The following is a 20,780-nucleotide window of genomic DNA, read 5'->3' on the forward strand; positions in this document are numbered from 1 at the left end:
GGGGCCTCAACGCTTTGCCACCATCCCCGCCACCCGATCCACCGCGATCCGGGTCTTCTCCACCAGCTCATCCAGCTCGCCACGACTGGCCACCAGCGCCGGCGCCATGATCATCCGACCCAGGGTGGAGCGAATGATCACCCCCTCTTCAAAGCCGAACGTGCGGCACTGCCAGGCCAGGTCGTTCTCGTTGGCGAAACGCTTGCGCGTGGCCTTGTCCTCGACGAACTGCAGCGCCGCCACCAGCCCGGCGCCCTGCACCTCGCCGATCAGTGGATGATCAGCGAACACCTCGCGCAGGATGCGCTGCAGGTACGGCCCGGTGTCGTCCTTGACCTGGCGCACGATGCCTTCGTCGCGCAGGGCCTTGAGGTTGGCCACCGCCACCGCCGCCGCCACCGGATGGCCGGAATAGGTCAGGCCGTGGGCGAACACCCCGCCCCGCTCCACCAGCGCCTCGGCGATGCGCTTGCTCAGCACCAGGCCGCCCATGGGCACGTAGCCGCTGGTCAGGCCCTTGGCGATGGACAGGGTGTCGGGCTCGAAACCGAAGTGCTGGTGGGCGAACCATTCGCCGGTGCGGCCGAAGCCACCGATCACCTCGTCGGCGCACAGCAGCACATCGTACTGGCGGCAGATGCGCTGGATTTCCGGCCAGTAGCTCTCGGGCGGGAAGATCATGCCGCCGGCGCCCTGGAACGGCTCGGCGATGAAGCCGGCGACGTTTTCGGCGCCCAGCTCGAGGATCTTCTCCTCCAGTTGCAGGGCGCAGCGGCGGCCGAACTCGGCCGGGGTCAGCTCGCCACCTGCGGCGAACCAATACGGTTCGTCGATATGCGCCACGTCCGGGATCAGCCCGCCCATCTCGTGCATGAACTTCATCCCGCCCAGCGCCGTGGCCGCCAGGGTCGAGCCGTGGTAGCCGTTCCAGCGGCCGATCATGATCTTCTTGCGCGGCTGGCCGACCACCTGCCAGTAGCGGCGCACGGTGCGGATCAGCACCTCGTTGGCCTCGGAGCCGGAGTTGGTGTAGATGGCGTGGCTGTAGTGACCCGGCAACAGGCTGAACAGCAGCTCGGACAGTTCGATCACCGCCGGGTGGGTGGTGTGGAAGAACATGTTGTAGTAGGCCAGCTGGTCCATCTGCGCGGCGGCGGCGGCAGTCAGGTCCTTGCGGCCATAGCCGAGCTGGGTGCACCACAGGCCGGACATGCCGTCCAGGTAGCGGCGGCCGTCGTTATCCCACAGGTACAGGCCCTCACCCCGGGTGATGACCCGTGGCCCCTCGGCGTTGAGCGCCTTCTGGTCGAGGAAGGCGTGGATGTGGTGGGCGGCGTCGCTGGCCTGGTAGTCGTGGGTGTCGCGTTTGGGCGAGAAAGGTGCGTTCATTATTGTTCTCCTCGGGTGAATGTCAGCGCAGCTGGATCCAGGTGGTCTTGAGCTGGGTGTACTTGTCGAACGAATGCAGCGAGAGGTCGCGGCCAAAGCCCGACTGGCGCCCGCCGCCGAACGGCACGGTGACGTCCAGGGCGTCGACGGTGTTGACCGACACCGTGCCGGCCTTCAGCCGCCGGGCTACGCGGTGGGCGCGGTTGAGGTCGTCGCTCCAGACCGAGGCGGCCAGGCCGTAGACGCTGTCGTTGGCCAGGGCGATGGCTTGCTCCTCGTCATCGAAGGCGCTGACCGCCAGTACCGGGCCGAAGATCTCCTCGCGGGCCAGGGCCATGTCCTGGCGCACATCGGTGAAGATCGTCGGCGTGATGAAGTTCTGCGAGCCGTTGACGCTCAGCCGCTCACCGCCGCACAGCAGGCGCGCGCCGTCGGCCCGGCCCTGGGCGATGGCCGCCTCGATGCGCGTGGTCTGCCCGGCATCGACGATGGCACCGGCGCGGCTGGCCGGATCCAGCGGGTCGCCCGGCAGCCATTCACGGGCCTGGCGCAGCAGGCGCTCGACGAACTCGTCATGGACCGAGCGCTGCACATACAGCCGCGAGTTGGCCGAGCACACCTCGCCCTGGTTGAAGAAGATGCCGAACGCCGCCTTCTGCGCCGCCAGGTCGAGGTCGCGGCAGTCGTCGAACACCAGGTTCGGGCTCTTGCCGCCGCATTCGAGCCAGACCTGCTTGAGGTTGGACTGCGCCGAGTACTGCATGAAGTACTTGCCCACCTGGGTGGAGCCGGTGAACACCAGGCAGTCCACGTCCGGGTGCAGCCCCAGGGCGCGGCCCGCGGTTTCACCCAGGCCAGGCACCACGTTGAGCACGCCTTCCGGCAGCCCGGCCTGCAATGCCAGCTCCGCCAGGCGCAGGGCCGAGAACGGCGACTGCTCGGCAGGCTTGAGCACCACGCTGTTGCCTGCGGCCAGCGCCGGGGCGACCTTCCAGGCGGCCATGTCCAGCGGGAAGTTCCACGGCACCACCGCGCCGATGACGCCCAACGCCTCGCGGCTGATCATTGCCACGGCGCTGGCGGCGGTCGGCGCGACCTGGTCGTAGAGTTTGTCCAGTGCCTCGCCGTACCAGGCGAACACATGAGCGGCGCCCGGCACGTCGATGTTGTAGGCGTCCATCACCGGCTTGCCCATGTTCAGCGAGTCGAGCAACGCCAGTTCCTCGCGGTGGGCCAGCATCAGTTCGGCCAGGCGCAGCAGCACACGCTTGCGCTCGGCCGGCGCCATACGTGCCCAAGGGCCGTGCTCGAAGGCCCGGCGGGCAGCGCGCACCGCCTGGTCGATCTCGTCGTCGGCGCAGGCGGCGACCTGGGCCAGGCAGCGGTCGGTTGCCGGGTTGACGGCGGCGAAGGTGGCGCCATCACGGGCCGCCACCGGGCGGCCGTCGATCAACGCGGTGGTGATGAAGCTTTGCCGTGCAGCGCGCTGCTGCCAATCGCTTTTCGTATGCACGCAGGTCTCCCCTCCGGCCACACGCGGGGCCGGTGATTGTCGTTGTCTGGATGAGGTGAAACGGTGGTTCAGCGCCGTCGCAGATAGCTTTCCAGCGGGTCCTTGCTCAGGCCTTCCTGGGCCTGGGCCAGCGAGGCGATGAACAGCGAGAACAGCTCGGCCTGGGTGGCGATGTCGAGCTTGGCGTAGAGGTTCTTGCGATGGGTCTTGACGGTGTCTTCGCTGATCCCCAGGCGCTCGGCCAGCGAGCGCGTGGAATGGCCGCGCAGCAGGTACTGGGCGATATGGCATTCACGCTCGGTGAGCAAGGAGGAGCCGAAATTGTTCAGCGCGGCGTTGATCTGCCGCCCCAGCGCGCTCTCGAAGCGCCCGCCCAGGGCCTCGGCATGCAACTGCCCCCAGTGCCGGCGCACCACCGCCACCACCCAGGCGGCGACGCACTTGAGCTCGGCCACCTGGCGGCTGCCCAGGCGCCGGGTACTACCCAGGGCCACGGCGATGGACAGCTGGGCGTCCAGCGGCACCAGGTAGTTGAGCTCGTCCTCCAGGTGGGCATGCTGGTAGAACGAGGTGTAGTACTCGCTGCGCTTGAAATGGTCGGGCGCGACATCGCTCAGGCGGTAGCAGCCGGCGGGCATGCCGTCCATGCAGGCGCGGTAGAACGGGCACAGCAGGTAGTAGCCTTCGAGGTACTTCTGCACGTTGCCTTCGGGCAGCCAGGGCCCCTCGTCGTCCTTTGCGAACAGTGCCGAAGGCAGGCCCTTGCGTGGGTACAGGAACACCGTGATGGCCTGGCATGGCGCCAGCTGGTTGAGGGCGGCGAACAACGCCTCGACGAAGCCGGGCGTGCCGATGGCGTCGACCACGCGGGCCATCTGCGCGTACCAGTCGGGCGAATTCAGCTGGGCGTTGCTCATTGGTATTGTCCCCGCCAGGGTGAGTGCTGGACGGGATTGTTTCATGGGGGGGACGGGGCGGCTATCACCCTTCGGGGTGAGCAGCCAGTCTCAATTGCTGCACGCCCCCTGTAGGAGCGGCCTTGTGCCGCGAAAGGGCCGCGCAGCGGCCCCAGGATTTCAATACTGATGCGTAGATCGCCGGGGCCGCTGCGCGGCCCTTTCGCGGCACAAGGCCGCTCCTACAGGGGGCGTGGAATTGCTACAGTGCTGCATCAGACTTGGAATGCGCATGGCGACAAAAATGCAGGGTAGCCCTGCAGATTTGCCAATTGTGCAGGGTAATTTTGCATGACAGGATCAATCGATCCGCCCGCGCATTCCAGGACTTCACTTGGAAAATCAATAACAAAGCAGGGAGACCGCGATGACCGCGCACGCTCAACCCTCGGCAACGGATAAAGTACTGGCCGAGGTCCGCAACCACATTGGCCACCTCACCCTCAACCGCCCCGCCGGCCTCAACGCCCTGACCCTGGACATGGTGCGCAGCCTGCAGCACCACCTCGACCTGTGGGCCCAGAATCCGCAGGTGCACGCCGTGATGCTGCGTGGCGAGGGCCCCAAGGGCTTCTGCGCCGGTGGCGATATCCGCTCGCTGCACGACAGCTACAAGGCCGGCGAGAAACTCCACGAGGACTTCTTCGTCGAGGAATACGCCCTGGACCTGTGCATCCACCGCTACCGCAAGCCGGTGCTGGTGCTGATGGATGGCTTCACCCTCGGCGGCGGCATGGGCCTGGCCCAGGGCTGCGACCTGCGCATCGTCACCGAACGCAGCCGCCTGGGCATGCCCGAGGTAGGCATCGGTTACTTCCCGGATGTCGGCGGCAGCTACTTCCTGCCCCGGGTACCGGGCGAGCTGGGTATCTACCTGGGCGTCAGCGGCAGCCAGGTCAAGGCGGCCGATGCCCTCTACTGCGGCCTGGCCGACTGGTACGTCGACAGTGAAAAGCTCGCGGCCCTGGATGACGGGCTCGACCGCCTGACCTTCGGCGCCAACCCGCTCAAGGACCTGCAAGGCTTGCTCGCCAAGCTCGGCACCCAGACCTTGGCGGACGCGCCGCTGGCGACACTGCGCCCGGTGATCGACCACTTCTTCGCCCTGCCCGACTTGCAAAGCATCATCGAGCAACTGCGCGCCGTGACCATCGGCGACAGCCGTCAATGGGCGCTGGACACCGCCGACCTGCTGGAAACCCGCTCGCCGTTGGCCATGGCCGTCACCCTGGAGCTGCTGCGCCGCGGCCGCCACCTGGCCCTGGAAGACTGCTTCGCCATGGAACTGCACATCGACCGCCAGTGGTTCGCCCACGGCGACATCATCGAAGGCGTGCGCGCCCTGATCGTCGACAAGGACAAGCAACCCCGCTGGAACCCGCCGACCCTCGCCGGCCTCACTGCCCAGCGGGTCGACCAATTCTTCGAAGGCCTGTGAGCCCGGGAGTACACAGATGCAAGACCTGGAACTGAGCGAAGAGCAGATCATGATCCGCGACATGGCCCGCGATTTCGCCCGCGGCGAGATCGCGCCCCATGCCCAGGCCTGGGAAAAGGCCGGCTGGATCGACGATGACGTGGTACGCAAGATGGGCGAACTGGGCCTGCTCGGCATGGTCGCCCCGGAGCAGTTCGGCGGCAGCTACACCGACTACGTCGCCTACGCCCTGGCGGTGGAGGAAATTTCCGCCGCCGATGGCGCCACCGGGGCGATGATGAGCATTCACAACTCGGTGGGCTGCGGCCCGCTGCTGGCCTACGGCACCCCCGAGCAGCAGCAGGCCTGGCTGCCGCGGCTGGCCAGCGGCGAGGCGATCGGCTGCTTCTGCCTGACCGAGCCCCAGGCCGGCTCCGAGGCCCACAACCTGCGTACCCGCGCCGAGCTGGTCGATGGCCAGTGGGTAATCAACGGCGCCAAGCAGTTCGTCAGCAACGCCCGCCGCGCCAAGCTGGCCATCGTCTTTGCCGTGACCGACCCGGAACTGGGCAAGAAAGGCCTCTCGGCCTTCCTGGTGCCGACCGACAACCCAGGCTTCAAGGTCGACCGCAGCGAGCACAAGATGGGTATCCGCGCCTCCGACACCTGCGCGGTGACCCTGGACGACTGCCGCATCCCGGCCGCCAACCTGCTGGGCGAGCGCGGCAAGGGCCTGGCCATCGCCCTGTCCAACCTCGAAGGCGGGCGCATCGGCATCGCCGCCCAGGCCCTGGGCATCGCCCGCGCGGCGTTCGAGGCGGCGCTGACCTACTCCCGCGAGCGCATCCAGTTCGGCAAGCCGATCAACGAGCACCAGAGCATCGCCAACCTGCTGGCCGACATGCAGGTGCAGGTCAACGCTGCTCGCCTGCTGATCCTGCATGCCGCGCGCCTGCGCAGCGCCGGCAAGCCTTGCCTGTCGGAGGCCTCCCAGGCCAAGCTGTTCGCCTCGGAGATGGCCGAGCGGGTCTGCTCGATGGCGATCCAGGTGCATGGCGGGTACGGCTACCTGGAAGACTACCCGGTGGAGAAGTACTATCGCGATGCGCGCATTACCCAGATCTACGAGGGTTCCAGCGAGATCCAGCGCATGCTGATTGCGCGTGAGTTGAAGCATTACACGGTGTGAGGCGAGGCATAAGGTTCTGTAGGAGCGGCCTTGTGCCGCGAAAGGGCTGCGCAGCAGCCCCAATCCAGGCATGACGCTGAAATTGCCGGGGCCGCTGCGCGGCCCTTTCGCGGCACAAGGCCGCTCCTACAGGGAACGCGCGGCCCTTTATGAGATTTATTCGTCTCATATGATACAATTGTGGATATTTCGTCGCCGAACCCCGACTCGAGGTCCCACATGCGTAGACCCCTCCAGGAAGAGCGCCTGCTCAAAGCCCTGGCCCAGGCCATTGTCGTCCACCCCCGCGCCACCCTCAAGGAGCTGGCGGAAACCGCCGGGGTCAGCAAGGCCACCCTGCACCGTTTCTGCGGCACCCGCGATAACCTGGTGAAGCTGCTGGAAGACCACGGCGAGCAGGTGCTCAACCAGGTCATCCTCGAAGCCGACCTCGAGCGCATCGAACCGCTGGCCGGTATTCGCCACCTGATCGCCGAACACCTCAAGCACCGCGAACTGCTGATGTTCCTGATGTTCCAGTACCGCCCCGACACCTTGCTCAACGACGCCGAGGACCTGCGCTGGCAGGCCTATATCCAGGCCATGGACGCGTTCTTCCTGCGTGCCCAGCAGCTGGGCGTGCTGCGCATCGACATCAGCGCGGCAGTGTTCACCGAGATATTCATGACCCTGATCTACGGCATGGTCGATGCCGAGCACCGTGGCCGCGCCGCCAGCGCCAACACCGCGCAGACGGTCGAGCAGCTGTTCCTCAACGGTGCCCGGCCACAGGGCTGATGACTAGCGATCTGTGCCGCCGGCCAGTTCCTCGATGCTGATCTCGCGCATCCTGAACTTCTGCACCTTGCCGGTCACCGTCATCGGGAACGCGTCGACGAAACGGATATGCCGCGGCACCTTGAAATGGGCGATGCGCGCCCGCGCCCAGTCACGCAGCTCGTCCGCGCCCAGTGCCTGCCCCGGGTGCAGGCGGATCCAGGCGACGATCTCCTCGCCATAGCGGCTGCAGGGGATGCCGATCACCTGCACGTCGGCCACCGCCGGGTGGGTGAAGAAGAACTCCTCCAGCTCTCGCGGATAGATGTTCTCGCCGCCACGGATGATCATGTCCTTGCTGCGGCCGACGATGCGTACATAGCCTTCGTCGTCCATCACCGCCAGGTCGCCGGTGTGCATCCAGCCATCGGCATCGATGCTCTCGGCGGTGGCCTTGGGGTTGTTCCAGTAGCCGAGCATCACGCTGTAGCCGCGGGTGCACAGCTCGCCGATCTCGCCGCGTGCCAGGGTAGCGTCTGCGCTGTCGATCACCTTGCTCTCCAGCCACGGCTGGGTGCGGCCGACGCTGGTCACCCGGCGCTCCAGGTCGTCGGCGGCGCCGGTCTGCAACGACACCGGGCTGGTCTCGGTCATGCCGTAGGCGATCTGCACCTCGCACATGTGCATCTCGTCGATCACCCGGCGCATCACCTCGATCGGACAGGTGGCGCCGGCCATGATGCCGGTGCGCAGGCTGCCCAGGTCGAACTCGTGGCGTCGCGGATGGTCGAGCTCGGCGATGAACATGGTCGGCACGCCGTACAGCGCGGTGGCGCGCTCCTCGGCAACGGCCTGCAGGGTCAGCAGCGGATCGAAGGCGTCGTTGGGGTAGATCAGGGTGCTGCCGTGGGTCATGCAACCGAGGTTGGCCATGACCATGCCGAAGCAGTGGTACAGCGGCACCGGCACCACCAGCCGGTCGTGCTCGGTCAGCCCGAGGCTTTCGCCGACCATGTAGCCGTTGTTGAGGATGTTGTGGTGGCTGAGGGTCGCGCCCTTGGGGAATCCCGTGGTGCCGGAGGTGTACTGGATGTTGATCGGCTCGTGCCGGTGCAGGCTGGCCTGGCGTGCGGCCAGTTGCCCGGCGTCGGTTTCACTGGCGCGAGCCTGCAACGCCGGCCAGGCCAGGAAGCCATTCGGGGGCGTGGCGGCCAGGCTGACGACCCCGCGCAGCTCGGGCAACCGCGCGCTGTGCAGCTCGCCCGGCCGGCAGGCGCCGAGCTCGGGTACCAGGTCCAGCAGCATGGCGTGGTAGTCGGAGGTCTTGAAGGCGTCGGCGCAGATCACCCATTGGCAGGCTGACTGGCCCAGGGCGTACTCCAGCTCGCTGGTGCGGTAGCCCGGGTTGATGTTGACCAGGATCGCGCCGACCTTGGCGCTGGCGAACTGGGTGATGCACCACTCGGCGCAGTTGGGTGCCCAGATGCCCAGGCGATCGCCGGCCTGCAGGCCCAGGGCGATCAGGGCGCGGGCTTGCTGGTCGACGGCGTCTGCCAGCTGCCGCCAGGTGTAGCGCAGGTGCTGGTGGCGAACCACCAGGGCTTCGCGGTCGGGGAAGCGGGCGACGGTGGCGTCGAAGGCGTCGCCGATGCAGTGGGTGAGCAATGGAATGGCTTTTGAGCCTTGGGTATGGCTGGGCTGGGGCATAGGGGCTCTCTTGTTGTGCGATCCCTGTAGGAGCGGCCTTGTGCCGCGAAAGGGCTGCAAAGCAGCCCCAATCTCGCTGTGACGCTGAAATCGCCGGGGGCGCTGCGCGCCCCTTTCGCGGCGCAAGGCCGCTCCTACACGGGGATGTGTAATCCCGGTCCTCTAGCGAACGAACACCTGCGGCGTGGTGGTCGACATGTCGCCACCAGGCAGCTTGATGTTCTTCACCTTCTCCAGCGTATTCGGGTCGAACACCGCCAGGTCGTTGAAGGTACCGCCCAGGTAGAGCTTGTCGCCGGCCTTGTCGAAGGTCACGCAGTAGTAGGTATGGTCGAGGTTGGCGGCCTTGACCAGTTTCTTCTGCTGGATGTCGTAGCGGGCCAGGCGGTTGAGCACGCCGTACATCTGGTTCGGATCCTTGGGCGAGCGCAGGCCGGTGAAGTACAGTTCGGTCAGCTCGGCAAACTCCTGGGTGTGGGCCTTGCCGGTCTTCAGGTCGATGCTCAGGTAGCCGTACAGCGGCTCGGCGGTGGCCGGGTCCTGCTTGGCATCCTTGAACTTCGCAATGGTGTAGAGCATCGAGAACTCATGCAACGAACTCTGGTGCGGCCAGAAGTACAGCACGTCCGGCGCGCTGTAGCCCGGGCGGTTCCAGCTGCGCAGTGGCAGCGCGACGCTGTACTTGCCGGTCTTGACGTCGAGCTTGTAGATGTCCGGCCCGGCCACGTACAGGCTGCCGTCGTCGGCGGCGCGCATCAGGTAGACCTGGCGCGGCATCGGGAAGCTGCGCACGGGCTTGGCGTTGAGGCCGTCGCTGGTGCGAAACACCTCCAGGCGCGGTGGCTTGACCACGTAGTGGTCGTTCAGGCGCTGGCTCGGGTTGACCGTGGCGTAGACCTCCTTGCCGTCGGGGCTGATGGCGAAGGAGTACATGGCCTTGCCGACCTCGCCCGGCACGCTGGAGAGGTTGGCGTGGAAAGTGGTCTTGCAGCTGTCCAGGTCGATGCCGTAGATATCGGCGAAATGGTTGTTCAGCACGTAGGCCGTGCGGTTGTCCGGCGCCATCATCGCCGTGCCGGGGCCGAACGAATCGGGCATGCGGCAGGTCTTGTACAGGGTGTCGCTGGCCACCTCGACCACGTGCAGGTTGTTCGGGTAGTTGGTGGCGATCAGGTATTCATGGCCGGCCTTCAAGGCCGGGCCTGCATCATCTGCCTGGGCCGCCCAGGCACAGGCCGTGGCGGCAACGGTGAGCGCGAGCTGCGCGCAGAATCCAGCTTTCATGCGGTTTCCCCTTGTCGTTCTATTTGTCTTTCGGGAATACGGTGCCGAGGTTGCGCCAGTCTTCGGCGGAGTTGGTCGCCTGGGCGTTCCAGTCCTGGTAGGTGCTCATCATGTCCGGCACCTGGGCCGGCCACCAGCAAGGGTCGGAGCAGCCGTACAGGTCTGCCTCCATCGGCTGGCACAACGAGCTGACGCCGCCGAAGGCATCCACTTCCCAGCCCGGGTCGGTGGTGGCGGTGCAGCCGGCCACGGCGCTCATGGCCAGCACTTCGTCGACGCGGTCTTCGGCGGCGGCCTGTTCAAGGATGCGCGCCTTGTTGTTCAGCGGTTTGAGGTGCTTCATGTCAGTGCGCCTTCCTGGGAGTGATGTAGCGATCGATGAAGGCCGGGTTGGCGGCCATGATGCGGCTGTAGACCTCAATGCCGAAGTCGACCCAGTCGCGCATCAGCTCGCAGTAGTGGTAGGTCGGGTGCTGCGGATCGCCGTAGCGGGCATAGCTCTCGTGGTAGCAGCCGCCGGAACACAGGTTGCGGATGCGGCAGCTGTCGCAGCCGGTGCCGCTGCGGTCCAGACGTTGCGAGAGAAAGTCGTTGAGCTGCGCCTGCTTCACGCCCTGGTGCACGCTGCCAAAGGTCGGCAGGCTGGAGCCGGTGAAACGGTGGCACAGGTTCAGCTCGCCCTCGTGGTCGACCGCCAGCATCTTCAACCCGGCCCCGCATGGCAGGGCCTTCTTGTGGCCCTCGTGGATATCGGTGATCAGCTGGTGCAGGTTGGAGAAACCGATGTTTCGGTGCTCCAGCGCCGCCTCCAGGTAGCGCCGGCCCAGGGCCTTCATGTTGGCGAACACCTGCACCAGCTCGTCGCCTGTGAGGTTGTAGTCGGCCATGTCGCCGGAGGTCACCGGGGCGAAACCGACCTCGGCGAACCCCAGTTCGTTGAACAGGTGGTTCCAGATGGTCTCGATGTCGGTGATGCCTCGGGTCAGGGTGACCCGCGCCCCCACCGGCCGGCTGCGGTAGCGTGACAGCAGCATGTCGGCCTTGCGCCGCACCACATCGTAGGTGCCTTGCCCGCCCACGGTGATGCGATTGCGGTCGTGCACGGTCTTGGGCCCGTCGATGCTGACCGACAAACCGAAACGGTGGGCGTCGAGCCAGTCGACGATCTCCTCGGTCAGCAAGGTGGCGTTGGTGGTCATGATGAACTCGACCTGCTTGCCCGCTTCGGCGAAACGCCGCTCGCAGTAGGCCACCATGTGCTCGATCAGCGCCCGGTTGGACAGCGGCTCGCCACCGAAAAACACCACGCTGTAGCGCTGCTCGTCGGGCGACTCCTTGAGCAGCATCTCCACCGAGGCCTCGGCGGTGGCCGTGTTCATCTTGCGCCCGGCCGAGGGCTTGTCGAGGTCTTCCTTGTAGCAGTAGGTGCAGCTCAGGTTGCAGCCGGTGTTGACGTTGAGCACCACGGTGTTCAGCGCCGTGCGCTCGACCTGTTTCAGGGCGATCTCCGGGGTCAGCGGCGAGCCGTCGCTGACCACCTCAAGTGCGATCAGCTCGCGCAGGGTTTCCTCGATGTCCTGCCCGGAAAACTGCTGGCCGAGGCGTTGCATCAGCTCCTCGGCGGAGCAGCCCTGGCGGCGCAAGGTGTCGATGATGCCGCCGGTCACCGCGTCGGCGGCGAACAGCGAACTGCTGGGGATATGGAACAGCATGCGGTCGGCATCCACCTGCACTTCGTGCAGGTTGCGTTCGACCAGGTTCAGTAGTGCGCCCATGGCGACCTCCCGGGATTCGATGCGTCAGTTGATGCCTATGGCAGTGGCGGATTGTTCCAGCGTTGCACGGTGACGATCATGTGACCCTCGCCCTGCTGGCCGCCGTCGGCGAGGGTGGCGATCACCTTCAGGTTGCCGGCGTTGTTGGTCATCATCTTGCGCGCGGGGTTGGGCCCTGCCCCGCCCGGCACGAACACGCCATCGGCCTGCATCTGCCCGGCGAACCTGACGTCCTCGTCCTCGACCGCGCGTTCGTTGAACGGCTCGACCTTCCAGCTGGCCGGCAGGTAGCCGATGCGCAGCGGCTGGCCGCTGGCGTCCCTGCCCCAGGCCTCGGCCTCGAAGCGGCCCTGGACCTTGGGCACCGAGGCGCCGTTCTCGCCGATGCGGGCAATGGAGAATGCCGGCACCACCTTGACCTCCTCGACCTTGTCGTACACCGCCAGCGTCCCCCCCTTGAGCGCGCCGACCGCCACTTCACGCTGGCCGCTCGCGGCGTTCTGGGCGGCACGCGCCCTGACCCGGATCAGCGTCGGCGTCGACTCCAGCACCTCGGTCACCTCAACGCCCGCGCCCAGGTCGGGCTTGCCGGACAGGTCGCTGCCCACCAGGCTGATCTCGCTGTCGCCACCGGCCTTGATGAACGCTGGCTGCACCGCCAGCAGGCGGCCCTGGCCGGCCTTGGCGGCACTGAAGTCCAGGCCGCGCTCGTCGTGCTCGGCCTCGAACATGCGGCCCTTCATCTGGCCGTCGATGGCGGCGAACACCTGGCGCAGGTTGGCTTCGCCGACCTTGACGTTGCCACGCCATTCGTAGCCGTTGTAGAGGATCGCCGAGCCGCTGCCGTTGAACGGCGTGCCGTCGGCATAGGCGCCCTTGAGCTCGACCTTGAAGGTGTCGCCCTGCTCGGCGCTGACCGTCATCACCCCGCGCACGTCGCCCTTGGCCAGCATGTGGCCGCTGAACGCCCAATGCCCAGCCAGGACCTTGGACTCGGGCCGCGCCTTGAGCCACTCGGCCCAGGCCGGATTGTCGAGGGGGAAGCGCTTGGCCAGGTCCGGCACCATCTGCTTGAGGGCGATGTCCAGCCAGTCGCGGTCACGGGCCTGGGCCTGGTACTCCAGGGACGGCCACTGGCCGAGGTGGAAGTTGACCAGGTGTTCCCATTCTCTGGCCGGACGCCGCTGCAGGGCGACCCGGGCGCCGGAGTGGCAACGGCCGCACATCTGGCTGAGCTGATCGTCGAAGTGCTCGACGGTGTTCAGCCGGCGCTCCATGGCGTAGCGCACGCCCTCGGTCTCGCTGGGCGCCAGGCCCTGCTTGTCGGCCAGGTACTTGACCAGGGTGCGGCGCTCGTCGTCGCTGATCGAAAGGCCATGCATCACCTGCATGCGGGCGATGCTCATCAGCCAGCCTTCCGGGGTCTTGCGCTGGTGGCTGATGCGGCTGTAGCTGTCGTTGCCTTCGGGGACATGGCAACCCATGCACTTGTTCTGCAACAGGCTCGGGCCCTGCTCGGCCGCCATGGCCTGGGCGGACAGCAGTGCGGTGGCGACCAGCGCCAGGGTGCCCGCTTGCCGCCGGAGTCGAGTCGTCTTCAAGGTCAGACCTCCACGGTGTTGTTCTTATCGTTATTCGCACGCTTGGATACAGCGGTGTGCATGTGACAGTTGCGATACAGGAAGTGTGCCAGTTGCAGCAAAAATGTTATGGATCAGTGAGTTGCCTTGGTTTTGCGGGTATGGGCCAGCGTCTGGGGTTGTAGGTGAACGTCCCATTTCGCGACTGGGTGTTTCACCTTGAGACATTTGCCGGGGCTGGCAATGCCGGGGCTGCTTCGCAACCCTTTCGCGGCACAAGGCCGCTCCTACAGGAAACCGTGATCCTCTGTAGGAGCGGCCTTGTGCCGCGAAAGGGCCGCACAGCGGCCCCAGCGCCCGCGAACCTGTATCACATGACGTCTCACCCGATCTCAATATGCAACAGATCAACCCTTGTTCTTTCTACTCCCAATCCGGCAAAAGCCACCACTAGCTGGGCCTACCCGGCATCCGAGTCCTTTGGCACGCCCATTGCCCCTGCCCTGGTCACAACCCTGACAAGAGGCACCGCCCCATGCATTCCGAACTGCCGATCCTCCCCGCCACACGCGACTTCCTCGCACGCAAGCTCAGGATGCGCATCGGCGCCGACTGGCAGGACGCCGCCAGCGGCCGCACCATGACCTTGCGCAACCCGGCCACCGGCGAGGTCCTCGGCGAAGTGCCCGCGGCCGAGGCCCAGGACGTGGACCGTGCCGTGCAGGCCGCGCGCCAGACCTTCGACAATTCGGCCTGGAGCCGCACACGCCCGCGTGAACGGCAGAACCTGCTGTGGCGCCTGGCCGACCTGATGCAGCGCGATGCCCGGGAGCTGGCCGAGCTGGAATGCCTGAACAACGGCAAGAGCGCCGCCGTGGCCCAGGCGATGGACGTGCAGTTGGCCATCGATTTCTTGCGCTACATGGCCGGCTGGGCCACCAAGCTCGAAGGCAGCACGGTCGAGCCCTCGCTGCCGCTGATGCCCGACGATCAGTTCCACGGCTTCATCCGCCGCGAAGCGGTCGGCGTGGTCGGCGCCATCGTCGCCTGGAACTTCCCGCTGCTGCTGGCCTGCTGGAAGCTCGGTCCGGCCCTGGCCACCGGCTGCACCGTGGTCCTCAAGCCGGCCGACGAAACCCCGCTGACCGCGCTGAAGCTCGCCGAGCTGGTGAGCGAGGCCGGTTACCCGGACGGCGTGTTCAACGTGATCACCGGCACCGGGCTGAACGCCGGCGCCGCCCTGAGCCGTCACCCGGGCGTGGACAAGCTGACCTTCACCGGCTCCACCGAGGTCGGCAAGCTGATCGGCAAGGCCGCCATGGACAACATGACCCGCGTCACCCTGGAGCTGGGCGGCAAGTCGCCGACCATCGTCCTGCCCGACGCCAACCTGCAGCAAGCCGCCGCCGGCGCCGCCACGGCGATCTTCTTCAACCAGGGCCAGGTATGCTGCGCCGGCTCCCGGCTGTACGTGCACCGCAAGCACTTCGACAACGTGGTGGCCGATATCGCCGGCATCGCCAACGCCATGAAACTGGGCAACGGCCTGGACCCCACCGTGCAGATGGGGCCGCTGATCTCGGCCAAGCAGCAGGACCGGGTTACCGGCTACATCGACCTGGGTCGCGAGCTGGGCGCGACCGTCGCCTGCGGCGGCGAAGGCTTCGGCCCAGGCTACTTCGTCAAGCCGACGGTGATCGTCGACGTGGACCAGCGCCACCGCCTGGTACAGGAGGAAATCTTCGGCCCGGTGTTGGTGGCCATGCCATTCGACGACCTCGACGAGGTGGTGCGCATGGCCAACGACAACCCCTACGGGCTGGGCGCGAGCATCTGGTCCAACGACCTCGCCGCGGTGCACCGGATGATCCCGCGGATCAAGTCCGGGTCGGTGTGGGTGAACTGCCACAGCGCGCTGGACCCGGCGCTGCCGTTCGGCGGCTACAAGCTCTCCGGCGTCGGTCGCGAGATGGGCGCGGCGGCGATCGAGCACTACACCGAGCTGAAGTCGGTGTTGATCAAGCTCTAGCCTGAAAGCCCGCTCCCACAACAGATGGCCTTCAAGTCGTGGGAGCGGGCTTGCCCCGCGATAGAAACACCAAGACCACAATAAAAACATGGAGCACACCATGACGCACAAACTCGCCTGCACATTGGCCCTGCTGCTGGCCTCGCCCCTCACCCAGGCGCATGAACTCTACAACAACGCCGGCACCACCCTGGACGCCAACCTCGAAGCCCTGTTCGGCGTCTTCCACAGCGACGAGAGCTTCGACCAGTTCGGCAACCGCCAGCCCGGCAGCAGCAACTGGCGCGAGGGCTACGTCAAATACGGCCTGAGCGCCAGCCAGGCCCTGGCCGACAGCGGCACGCTGTACGGTGCCTTCAGCCTGCTCAGCTCGGCCACCTGGGGCGATGGCGACGCCGCCGGTTTCACCCTCGGCAACGAGCGTCGCACCGGCGTCGAGGACGCCTACCTCGGCTGGCGCTCGGGCAACCTGTTCCCGGCCCTCGGCGAAGATGGCATCGACCTCTCCGGCGGTCGCCAGGTCATCACCCTCGGCGACGGCTTCCTGATCCAGGGCGACCCGGTCAATGCCGGCAATGTCGACCTGGGCGCCGATTTCGACCGTGGCGGCGCCTACTACCTGGCGGCGCGCAAGGCCTTCGACCGCACCGCCGTGCTGCGCCTGGGCGGCAAGCAAGGCTGGCGTGGCGACCTGATGTGGCTCAAGTCCGACAACCCGTTCCAGGCCGACACCGCCATGGCGGTGGCCAACCTCGAACATGTCGCCGACGCAGGCACCGTGGGCCTGAGCTGGATCCACGGCCTGGATGTCGACCGCCGCTACGCCGAGATCCTCGGCCTGGAACACCGCGACGGCATGGACACGTTGAGCCTGCGCGGGCGCGGCAACCTGGGGGTGAAGGACCTGGAGCTGGCCGCCGAGTACGTCACCCAGGACCGCACTGGCGGACGCGAGAACGCCTGGTACCTGGAGGGCAACTGGACCTTCTCCGCACTGCCCTGGTCGCCCACCGCCACCTACCGCTACAGCCGCTTCTCGGAGCATTTCGACCCGCTGTTCTATGGCCTGAGCCGTGGCTACGGCACCTGGTTCCAGGGCGAGGTGGCCGCCAACTACGCCGGGCCCTTCAACAGCAACACCCAGGTGCACCATGTGGCACTCAAGGCCACGCCGCGAGAGGGCCTGACCGTGGGGGCGCTGTACTTTGACTTCGACACGCTCGAGACCGACCAGGGCAACCTGGGTGGGCGCGAGGTGGACCTGTATGTGGAGTGGATGGTCAACGAACACTGGCTGATCAGCCCGCTGGTGGGGTTCTATACCCCACAGCGCAGTGCGCAGGATGGCGGCGTGCAGCTGGGTGGGCGGGAGAGCGGGACATACCTGCAATTGGTGGTCGGGACGTTCTTCTAGACCAAAGGCCCTATCGCGGGGCAAGCCCGCTCCCACGCAAGGTTTGCTGACTGATGCAGCACCGGTGGGAGCGGGCTTGCCCCGCGATGAATCCTCAGCAGAAACCTTGTACGCGCAACCAGCGCGCAACCATCGGCTGGTGCGCCTGTGTCACCAGGCGCTCCAGGCCGATGCCAGCCTGTACGCCACGCACCACCGGCGCCAGCTCGACACCCTGCAGGTGCCACACCCCCAGCGGCTGGTCCGCCGTCACCACCACCTCGGCCTCTTCCACCCAACCATCACGCAGCACCGGGCGTCGCTCCACCCGCACCGCCTGCCAGTCCGCAGCCGCGTGCAGCGGCTGCGCATCCGGCCACCCTCGGCGCCGAGCCCAGAACGGCTGTGCGCCGCGCTGCGCTTCCTGCGCGTAAAAATCCCGGCCGATCCGGGCAAAACGCAGGAACAGCTGCTCGACCCGCGTCTGATGGAAGCGCTGCGCCAAGTCCGCCTGTCCGGGTCGTTGCAACAGGGTATTGATCACCACGGGCGCCTGCAGCGCCGAGGACAACGACTGGAAGATGCCATTTCCCGACAGCGGGTCGACCGCCATCGCGGCATCGCCAACCCGCAGCCAGTCCGGGCCCGCGCAGTTGCCGGCGAGGATCGCCGTGCTGCTACGGGCATGCACCTGGGCGGGAGCGAAGGCCCGCTCATCGAACAGCTGCGCCACCAGCACCGAACCACACCGACGCTCGGCACAGTATTCGGGCAAGGCCGCCTTGCCCGGCAGCTGCGCCGCCGTCGCGTCCAGCGTCACCTGCCAGTAGCAGCGGCCATCGGCCAGTCGCGCCATCCAGGCCCAGCCGTCGTCCAGGCTCTCCACCGCCGAGGCCGGCGTGCCGGGCGCGGCCTGCCAGAGGTTGAGCAGGCTGACGGTCTCCGGCCCGCGCAGGCGACCTTCGCTCAACGGGGCCTGGCGACCACGGGCCTCGACCAGGAACTCGCCGTGCAGGGTGCGACCGTCGTCCAGGTGTATCCGGTACTCCTGCCCCCGCTCCACCTCGCGCACACGCCCTTCGATCAGCTCGACACCGGCGCGGCGCAGGTCATCGCGCAGGGCCTGGTCGAAACGCTGACGATCGAGCAGGCATTCCTGGTTCGGTTGCAGCCGCTCGCCGTTCCAGTGCACCTGGCGCGTGGCCGGCGTGGTGGCCTCGGCCAGGGCGGCGCCCAGGCCCGCATGACGCAGGCCCTCCAGCACCCGCTGCGACACGCCTTCCACCGCGGCAAAGCGGCGCCAGTCGGACACCACCGTGACGGGGTAGCCCATCCGTCGCAGCCCCAGGGCCGTGGCCGCGCCGGCAGGTCCGGCGCCGAGTACCAGGATGCTTGCTTCAGGCATTGATCGGCCCCTTGCGCTCAGGGCCGGCGAACGCCGCGTGGGTTTTCAGCCACCGCAACAGCGCCTCCCGGGTCATGCCGGGCTCATCGCGCAGCAGGGCCGCCACCCGGCCGCTGAATGCGGCGCAGGCCAGACTGGCGCCTGCCCCGCCATCGCTACCGACCGCCGCGCCGAAGTCGGCCTGGGCCGTGTCCAGCCACGACCACTGCCCGGCAGCGCAGCGGGCATCGCCGGTCACGCGGATGACCCCAGGGTAGCTGGCCGGGTACACCGGCTCGCCCCGCGCCGGGCTGGAGGCGCACAGCAGCACCCCGGCGGCCACGGCCTCGGCGCAGGCCTGGCGCAGCACCGGGCGGTCCTGGCGCAGGCCCAGGCTCAGGTTGACCACGCTCGCGCCGGCTTCCACCAGCCACAACAGACCAGCCGCCACCTGCAAGGCACTGGTGCTGCCCTGCCCGGCGAACACCTGGGCCAGCAGCACGGGCTGGGCGCCGGACTCGGCGCGCAGCCGCGCCAGCACGGCGCTGCCATGGCCCAAGGCGTCCGGTAGCAAGTCACCCTCGCGCAACATGCCCTCTTCGAGCCAGAAGCGACGCGCATCCAGCAGGCCGGTTTCCTGCTCCGGCGAGCAGCCGCTGTCGATCACGCCAATCCACGGTTCAGCGGCCATGGTCGGCGGGCTCCTTGCTGCGCAACTGCCCGCCGTGCAGCTCAAGGTGCAGGTTGGCATCGGCGAGGGTCGAGGCGCGGTGGCTGATGAGAATCCGCGTGCGCCCGGCGAACAGCTGGTCGATGGCGGCGATCACCTCGCGCTCGGTGGCTTCATCCACCGCCGAGGTGGCTTCGTCCAGTACCAGGATCGCCGGTTGCTGCAGCAGCGCCCGGGCGATGGCGATGCGTTGCTTCTGCCCACCGGACAGCTGCTGGCCACGCTCGCCCAGCAAGCCGTCGAGCCCCAGCGGCAGGCTCTGTACCAGGCTCTCCAGGCGGGTCAGGCGCACCACCCGCTCGAGGTCGTCACGGCTGGCCTGGGGCGTGCTGTAGGCCAGGTTCTGCGCCAGGGTGCCGCGAAACAGCACGATGTCCTGGCTGACCACGGCGATGCGTCGCCGCAGGGCCTGCAGGTCCAGCTCGCGCAGGTCGACGCCATCGAGCAGGATGCGTCCGCCATCGGGGTCGTAGAAGCGTTGCAACAGGTCGATCAGCGTCGACTTGCCGACGCCGGAGGCGCCACTGATGGCGACCTTGGCCCCGGCCGGCAGGCAGGCATCGACCTTGTCCAGCACCCTCCCCTGGCGCCCGTCGTGGGCGAAGCTCACCGCGTCCAGGCGCAGCTCGCCGGGCCCCTGCGGCATGGGTTTGGGATCATCCGCCTCGCGCACCGCGACCGCCTCCCGCTTGAGTTCCATCACCCGCCCCAGGCTCACGGCCATCCGCTGCACCGCCACGTACAGGCCCAGCAGGCTCTGCACCGGGCCGACGGCCATGCCCATGTAGGTGGAAAACGCGATCAGCGCGCCCAGCTGCCAGGTCCCCTGGATCACCCACCAGCCGCCGACCAGGAACGCACATGCCCGGCACCAGGAGGTCAGAGTGCCGGGCACCGCCTGGGTGAAGAACTCGGTGACCTGTACCTTGAGCAACTGCCCCATGTAGCCCTGGCCCAGCCGGTCGAGGCGTTCGGCCTCGCGCTGCTGCTGGCCGGCGGCCTGGATGAACTTCATCGCCGGCAGCGTCTCGACCAGGAACGACGACACGTCCGCCGAGCGCTCGCGCAGGCTGCGCACCTCGCGCTCGACCTTGCGCCGCATCCAGCGCAGCCACAGCACCTCGAGCGGAATCAGCAGCGCCAGCAGCAGCGACAGCTGCCAGGACAGCATCAGCATCAGGGCCACCGCGCCGACCAGGCCGATCAGCGCCGACACTGCCGAGAACAGCGAGTCCACGGCAAAGCGCTGGATCTCGGCGACATCGCCGTCCAGCCGCGACAGGATGTCACCGGTGCGCCGCCGCCCATAGAAGGTCGGCGACAGCCGTTGCAAGTGGCGGTACAAGTCGTCGCGCAGGGCGAAAAGGATGCGCCCGGACAGCCGCGTGTGCAGGTAGCGGTTGACCCCGGCCAGCACGGTGCCGAGCAGGCCAGCGACGATCATGATCGCCGCCATGTGCCAGAGGGTCTGGTAGTCCTTGGCCAGCAGCCCCTCGTCGATCAGCGTCTTGACCAGCCAGGGTTGCGCCAGGGCCAGCAGCGAGGCGCCCAGGGACAGCGCCAGCAGCACGCCGATGGCGCCACGGTGTGGACGCACGAAGCCATACAGCCAGGCCAGCGCCTGACGCATCAGCGCCGGGTCGCGGGATTCGATCAGCCGGGAAAACAGTCCGCCCAT

16 protein-coding genes are annotated in these 20,780 nt (G+C 67.3%); 5 read left to right on the forward strand and 11 right to left on the reverse strand.

Going from position 1 to position 20,780, the window contains the following annotated elements; genetic code table 11:
• Nucleotides 1-6: 6 nt before the first annotated feature.
• The 3 genes from K2O50_RS14365 to K2O50_RS14375 form a co-directional block, all read right to left on the reverse strand.
• On the reverse strand, nucleotides 7-1,389 hold the full coding sequence (locus K2O50_RS14365; protein ID WP_050705346.1) for an aspartate aminotransferase family protein: 1,383 nt from the start codon (nucleotides 1,387-1,389) through the stop codon (nucleotides 7-9).
• 22 nt (nucleotides 1,390-1,411) lie between these two features.
• The gene (locus K2O50_RS14370; protein WP_050705345.1) at nucleotides 1,412-2,902 is read right to left on the reverse strand and encodes an aldehyde dehydrogenase; all 1,491 of its coding nucleotides are present in this window, start codon (nucleotides 2,900-2,902) and stop codon (nucleotides 1,412-1,414) included.
• A gap of 68 nt (nucleotides 2,903-2,970) precedes the next feature.
• Nucleotides 2,971-3,819, reverse strand: a complete 849-nt coding sequence (locus K2O50_RS14375; RefSeq protein WP_050705344.1) for a helix-turn-helix transcriptional regulator — start codon at nucleotides 3,817-3,819, stop codon at nucleotides 2,971-2,973.
• 406 nt (nucleotides 3,820-4,225) lie between these two features.
• Between K2O50_RS14375 and K2O50_RS14380 the strand changes: the two genes are divergently transcribed.
• From K2O50_RS14380 to K2O50_RS14390, 3 genes are all read left to right on the forward strand, one after another.
• Nucleotides 4,226-5,296 (forward strand): enoyl-CoA hydratase/isomerase family protein, encoded by a 1,071-nt coding sequence (locus K2O50_RS14380; protein ID WP_050705343.1) that lies wholly within the window; start codon nucleotides 4,226-4,228, stop codon nucleotides 5,294-5,296.
• 16 nt (nucleotides 5,297-5,312) lie between these two features.
• Nucleotides 5,313-6,464 (forward strand): acyl-CoA dehydrogenase family protein, encoded by a 1,152-nt coding sequence (locus K2O50_RS14385; RefSeq protein WP_050705342.1) that lies wholly within the window; start codon nucleotides 5,313-5,315, stop codon nucleotides 6,462-6,464.
• Nucleotides 6,465-6,683: 219 nt separating this feature from the next.
• Nucleotides 6,684-7,241 (forward strand): TetR/AcrR family transcriptional regulator, encoded by a 558-nt coding sequence (locus K2O50_RS14390; RefSeq protein ID WP_050705341.1) that lies wholly within the window; start codon nucleotides 6,684-6,686, stop codon nucleotides 7,239-7,241.
• Nucleotides 7,242-7,244: 3 nt separating this feature from the next.
• Here the strand turns inward: K2O50_RS14390 and K2O50_RS14395 are convergent, their stop codons facing one another.
• From K2O50_RS14395 to peaA, 5 genes are all read right to left on the reverse strand, one after another.
• Nucleotides 7,245-8,927: an AMP-binding protein gene (locus K2O50_RS14395; RefSeq protein ID WP_050705340.1), complete on the reverse strand. Its 1,683-nt coding sequence runs from the start codon at nucleotides 8,925-8,927 to the stop codon at nucleotides 7,245-7,247.
• A gap of 162 nt (nucleotides 8,928-9,089) precedes the next feature.
• A complete protein-coding gene (gene peaD, locus K2O50_RS14400) occupies nucleotides 9,090-10,211 on the reverse strand; it encodes a quinohemoprotein amine dehydrogenase subunit beta (protein WP_050705339.1) in 1,122 nt (373 codons plus the stop codon).
• A gap of 19 nt (nucleotides 10,212-10,230) precedes the next feature.
• Nucleotides 10,231-10,554 carry a quinohemoprotein amine dehydrogenase subunit gamma gene (qhpC, locus tag K2O50_RS14405; protein ID WP_050705338.1) on the reverse strand — a complete coding sequence of 108 codons (324 nt, stop codon included), beginning with the start codon at nucleotides 10,552-10,554 and terminating at the stop codon, nucleotides 10,231-10,233.
• A 1-nt stretch (nucleotide 10,555) separates the two neighbouring features.
• Nucleotides 10,556-11,986, reverse strand: coding sequence for a quinohemoprotein amine dehydrogenase maturation protein (gene peaB, locus K2O50_RS14410; RefSeq protein WP_050705337.1), 1,431 nt, complete (start codon nucleotides 11,984-11,986; stop codon nucleotides 10,556-10,558).
• A 35-nt stretch (nucleotides 11,987-12,021) separates the two neighbouring features.
• Complete coding sequence (peaA, locus tag K2O50_RS14415; RefSeq protein ID WP_050705336.1) at nucleotides 12,022-13,587, reverse strand: quinohemoprotein amine dehydrogenase subunit alpha; 1,566 nt, start codon at nucleotides 13,585-13,587, stop codon at nucleotides 12,022-12,024.
• Between the two features lie 514 nt (nucleotides 13,588-14,101).
• Between peaA and K2O50_RS14420 the strand changes: the two genes are divergently transcribed.
• Together K2O50_RS14420 and K2O50_RS14425 are read left to right on the forward strand one after the other, a co-directional pair.
• Nucleotides 14,102-15,595 carry an aldehyde dehydrogenase gene (locus K2O50_RS14420; RefSeq protein WP_050705335.1) on the forward strand — a complete coding sequence of 498 codons (1,494 nt, stop codon included), beginning with the start codon at nucleotides 14,102-14,104 and terminating at the stop codon, nucleotides 15,593-15,595.
• A gap of 100 nt (nucleotides 15,596-15,695) precedes the next feature.
• The gene (locus K2O50_RS14425; RefSeq protein WP_050705334.1) at nucleotides 15,696-17,009 is read left to right on the forward strand and encodes a hypothetical protein; all 1,314 of its coding nucleotides are present in this window, start codon (nucleotides 15,696-15,698) and stop codon (nucleotides 17,007-17,009) included.
• Nucleotides 17,010-17,103: 94 nt separating this feature from the next.
• Here K2O50_RS14425 and K2O50_RS14430 read toward each other — a convergent pair whose 3' ends face one another.
• The 3 genes from K2O50_RS14430 to K2O50_RS14440 are packed head-to-tail and all read right to left on the reverse strand — an operon-like array spanning nucleotide 17,104 to nucleotide 20,780.
• The gene (locus K2O50_RS14430; protein ID WP_050705333.1) at nucleotides 17,104-18,393 is read right to left on the reverse strand and encodes an NAD(P)/FAD-dependent oxidoreductase; all 1,290 of its coding nucleotides are present in this window, start codon (nucleotides 18,391-18,393) and stop codon (nucleotides 17,104-17,106) included.
• Nucleotides 18,386-19,063 (reverse strand): S8 family serine peptidase, encoded by a 678-nt coding sequence (locus tag K2O50_RS14435; protein ID WP_050705332.1) that lies wholly within the window; start codon nucleotides 19,061-19,063, stop codon nucleotides 18,386-18,388. Before K2O50_RS14435 ends, K2O50_RS14430 begins: the two co-directional genes overlap by 8 nt.
• Complete coding sequence (locus tag K2O50_RS14440; RefSeq protein WP_050705331.1) at nucleotides 19,053-20,780, reverse strand: ABC transporter ATP-binding protein; 1,728 nt, start codon at nucleotides 20,778-20,780, stop codon at nucleotides 19,053-19,055. Before K2O50_RS14440 ends, K2O50_RS14435 begins: the two co-directional genes overlap by 11 nt.

The sequence above is a fragment of the Pseudomonas sp. 2hn genome (assembly GCF_019646095.1).
Lineage (GTDB): Bacteria > Pseudomonadota > Gammaproteobacteria > Pseudomonadales > Pseudomonadaceae > Aquipseudomonas > Aquipseudomonas peradeniyensis.

Coding starts and splice junctions, on each gene's coding strand:
- K2O50_RS14365 (WP_050705346.1), bottom strand. CDS start 1,389: ATGAACGCACCTTTCTCGCCCAAACGCGACACCCACGACTACCAGGCC.
- K2O50_RS14375 (WP_050705344.1), bottom strand. CDS start 3,819: ATGAGCAACGCCCAGCTGAATTCGCCCGACTGGTACGCGCAGATGGCC.
- K2O50_RS14380 (WP_050705343.1), top strand. CDS start 4,226: ATGACCGCGCACGCTCAACCCTCGGCAACGGATAAAGTACTGGCCGAG.
- K2O50_RS14385 (WP_050705342.1), top strand. CDS start 5,313: ATGCAAGACCTGGAACTGAGCGAAGAGCAGATCATGATCCGCGACATG.
- K2O50_RS14390 (WP_050705341.1), top strand. CDS start 6,684: ATGCGTAGACCCCTCCAGGAAGAGCGCCTGCTCAAAGCCCTGGCCCAG.
- K2O50_RS14395 (WP_050705340.1), bottom strand. CDS start 8,927: ATGCCCCAGCCCAGCCATACCCAAGGCTCAAAAGCCATTCCATTGCTC.
- peaD (WP_050705339.1), bottom strand. CDS start 10,211: ATGAAAGCTGGATTCTGCGCGCAGCTCGCGCTCACCGTTGCCGCCACG.
- qhpC (WP_050705338.1), bottom strand. CDS start 10,554: ATGAAGCACCTCAAACCGCTGAACAACAAGGCGCGCATCCTTGAACAG.
- peaB (WP_050705337.1), bottom strand. CDS start 11,986: ATGGGCGCACTACTGAACCTGGTCGAACGCAACCTGCACGAAGTGCAG.
- K2O50_RS14420 (WP_050705335.1), top strand. CDS start 14,102: ATGCATTCCGAACTGCCGATCCTCCCCGCCACACGCGACTTCCTCGCA.
- K2O50_RS14425 (WP_050705334.1), top strand. CDS start 15,696: ATGACGCACAAACTCGCCTGCACATTGGCCCTGCTGCTGGCCTCGCCC.
- K2O50_RS14430 (WP_050705333.1), bottom strand. CDS start 18,393: ATGCCTGAAGCAAGCATCCTGGTACTCGGCGCCGGACCTGCCGGCGCG.
- K2O50_RS14435 (WP_050705332.1), bottom strand. CDS start 19,063: ATGGCCGCTGAACCGTGGATTGGCGTGATCGACAGCGGCTGCTCGCCG.
- K2O50_RS14440 (WP_050705331.1), bottom strand. CDS start 20,780: ATGGGCGGACTGTTTTCCCGGCTGATCGAATCCCGCGACCCGGCGCTG.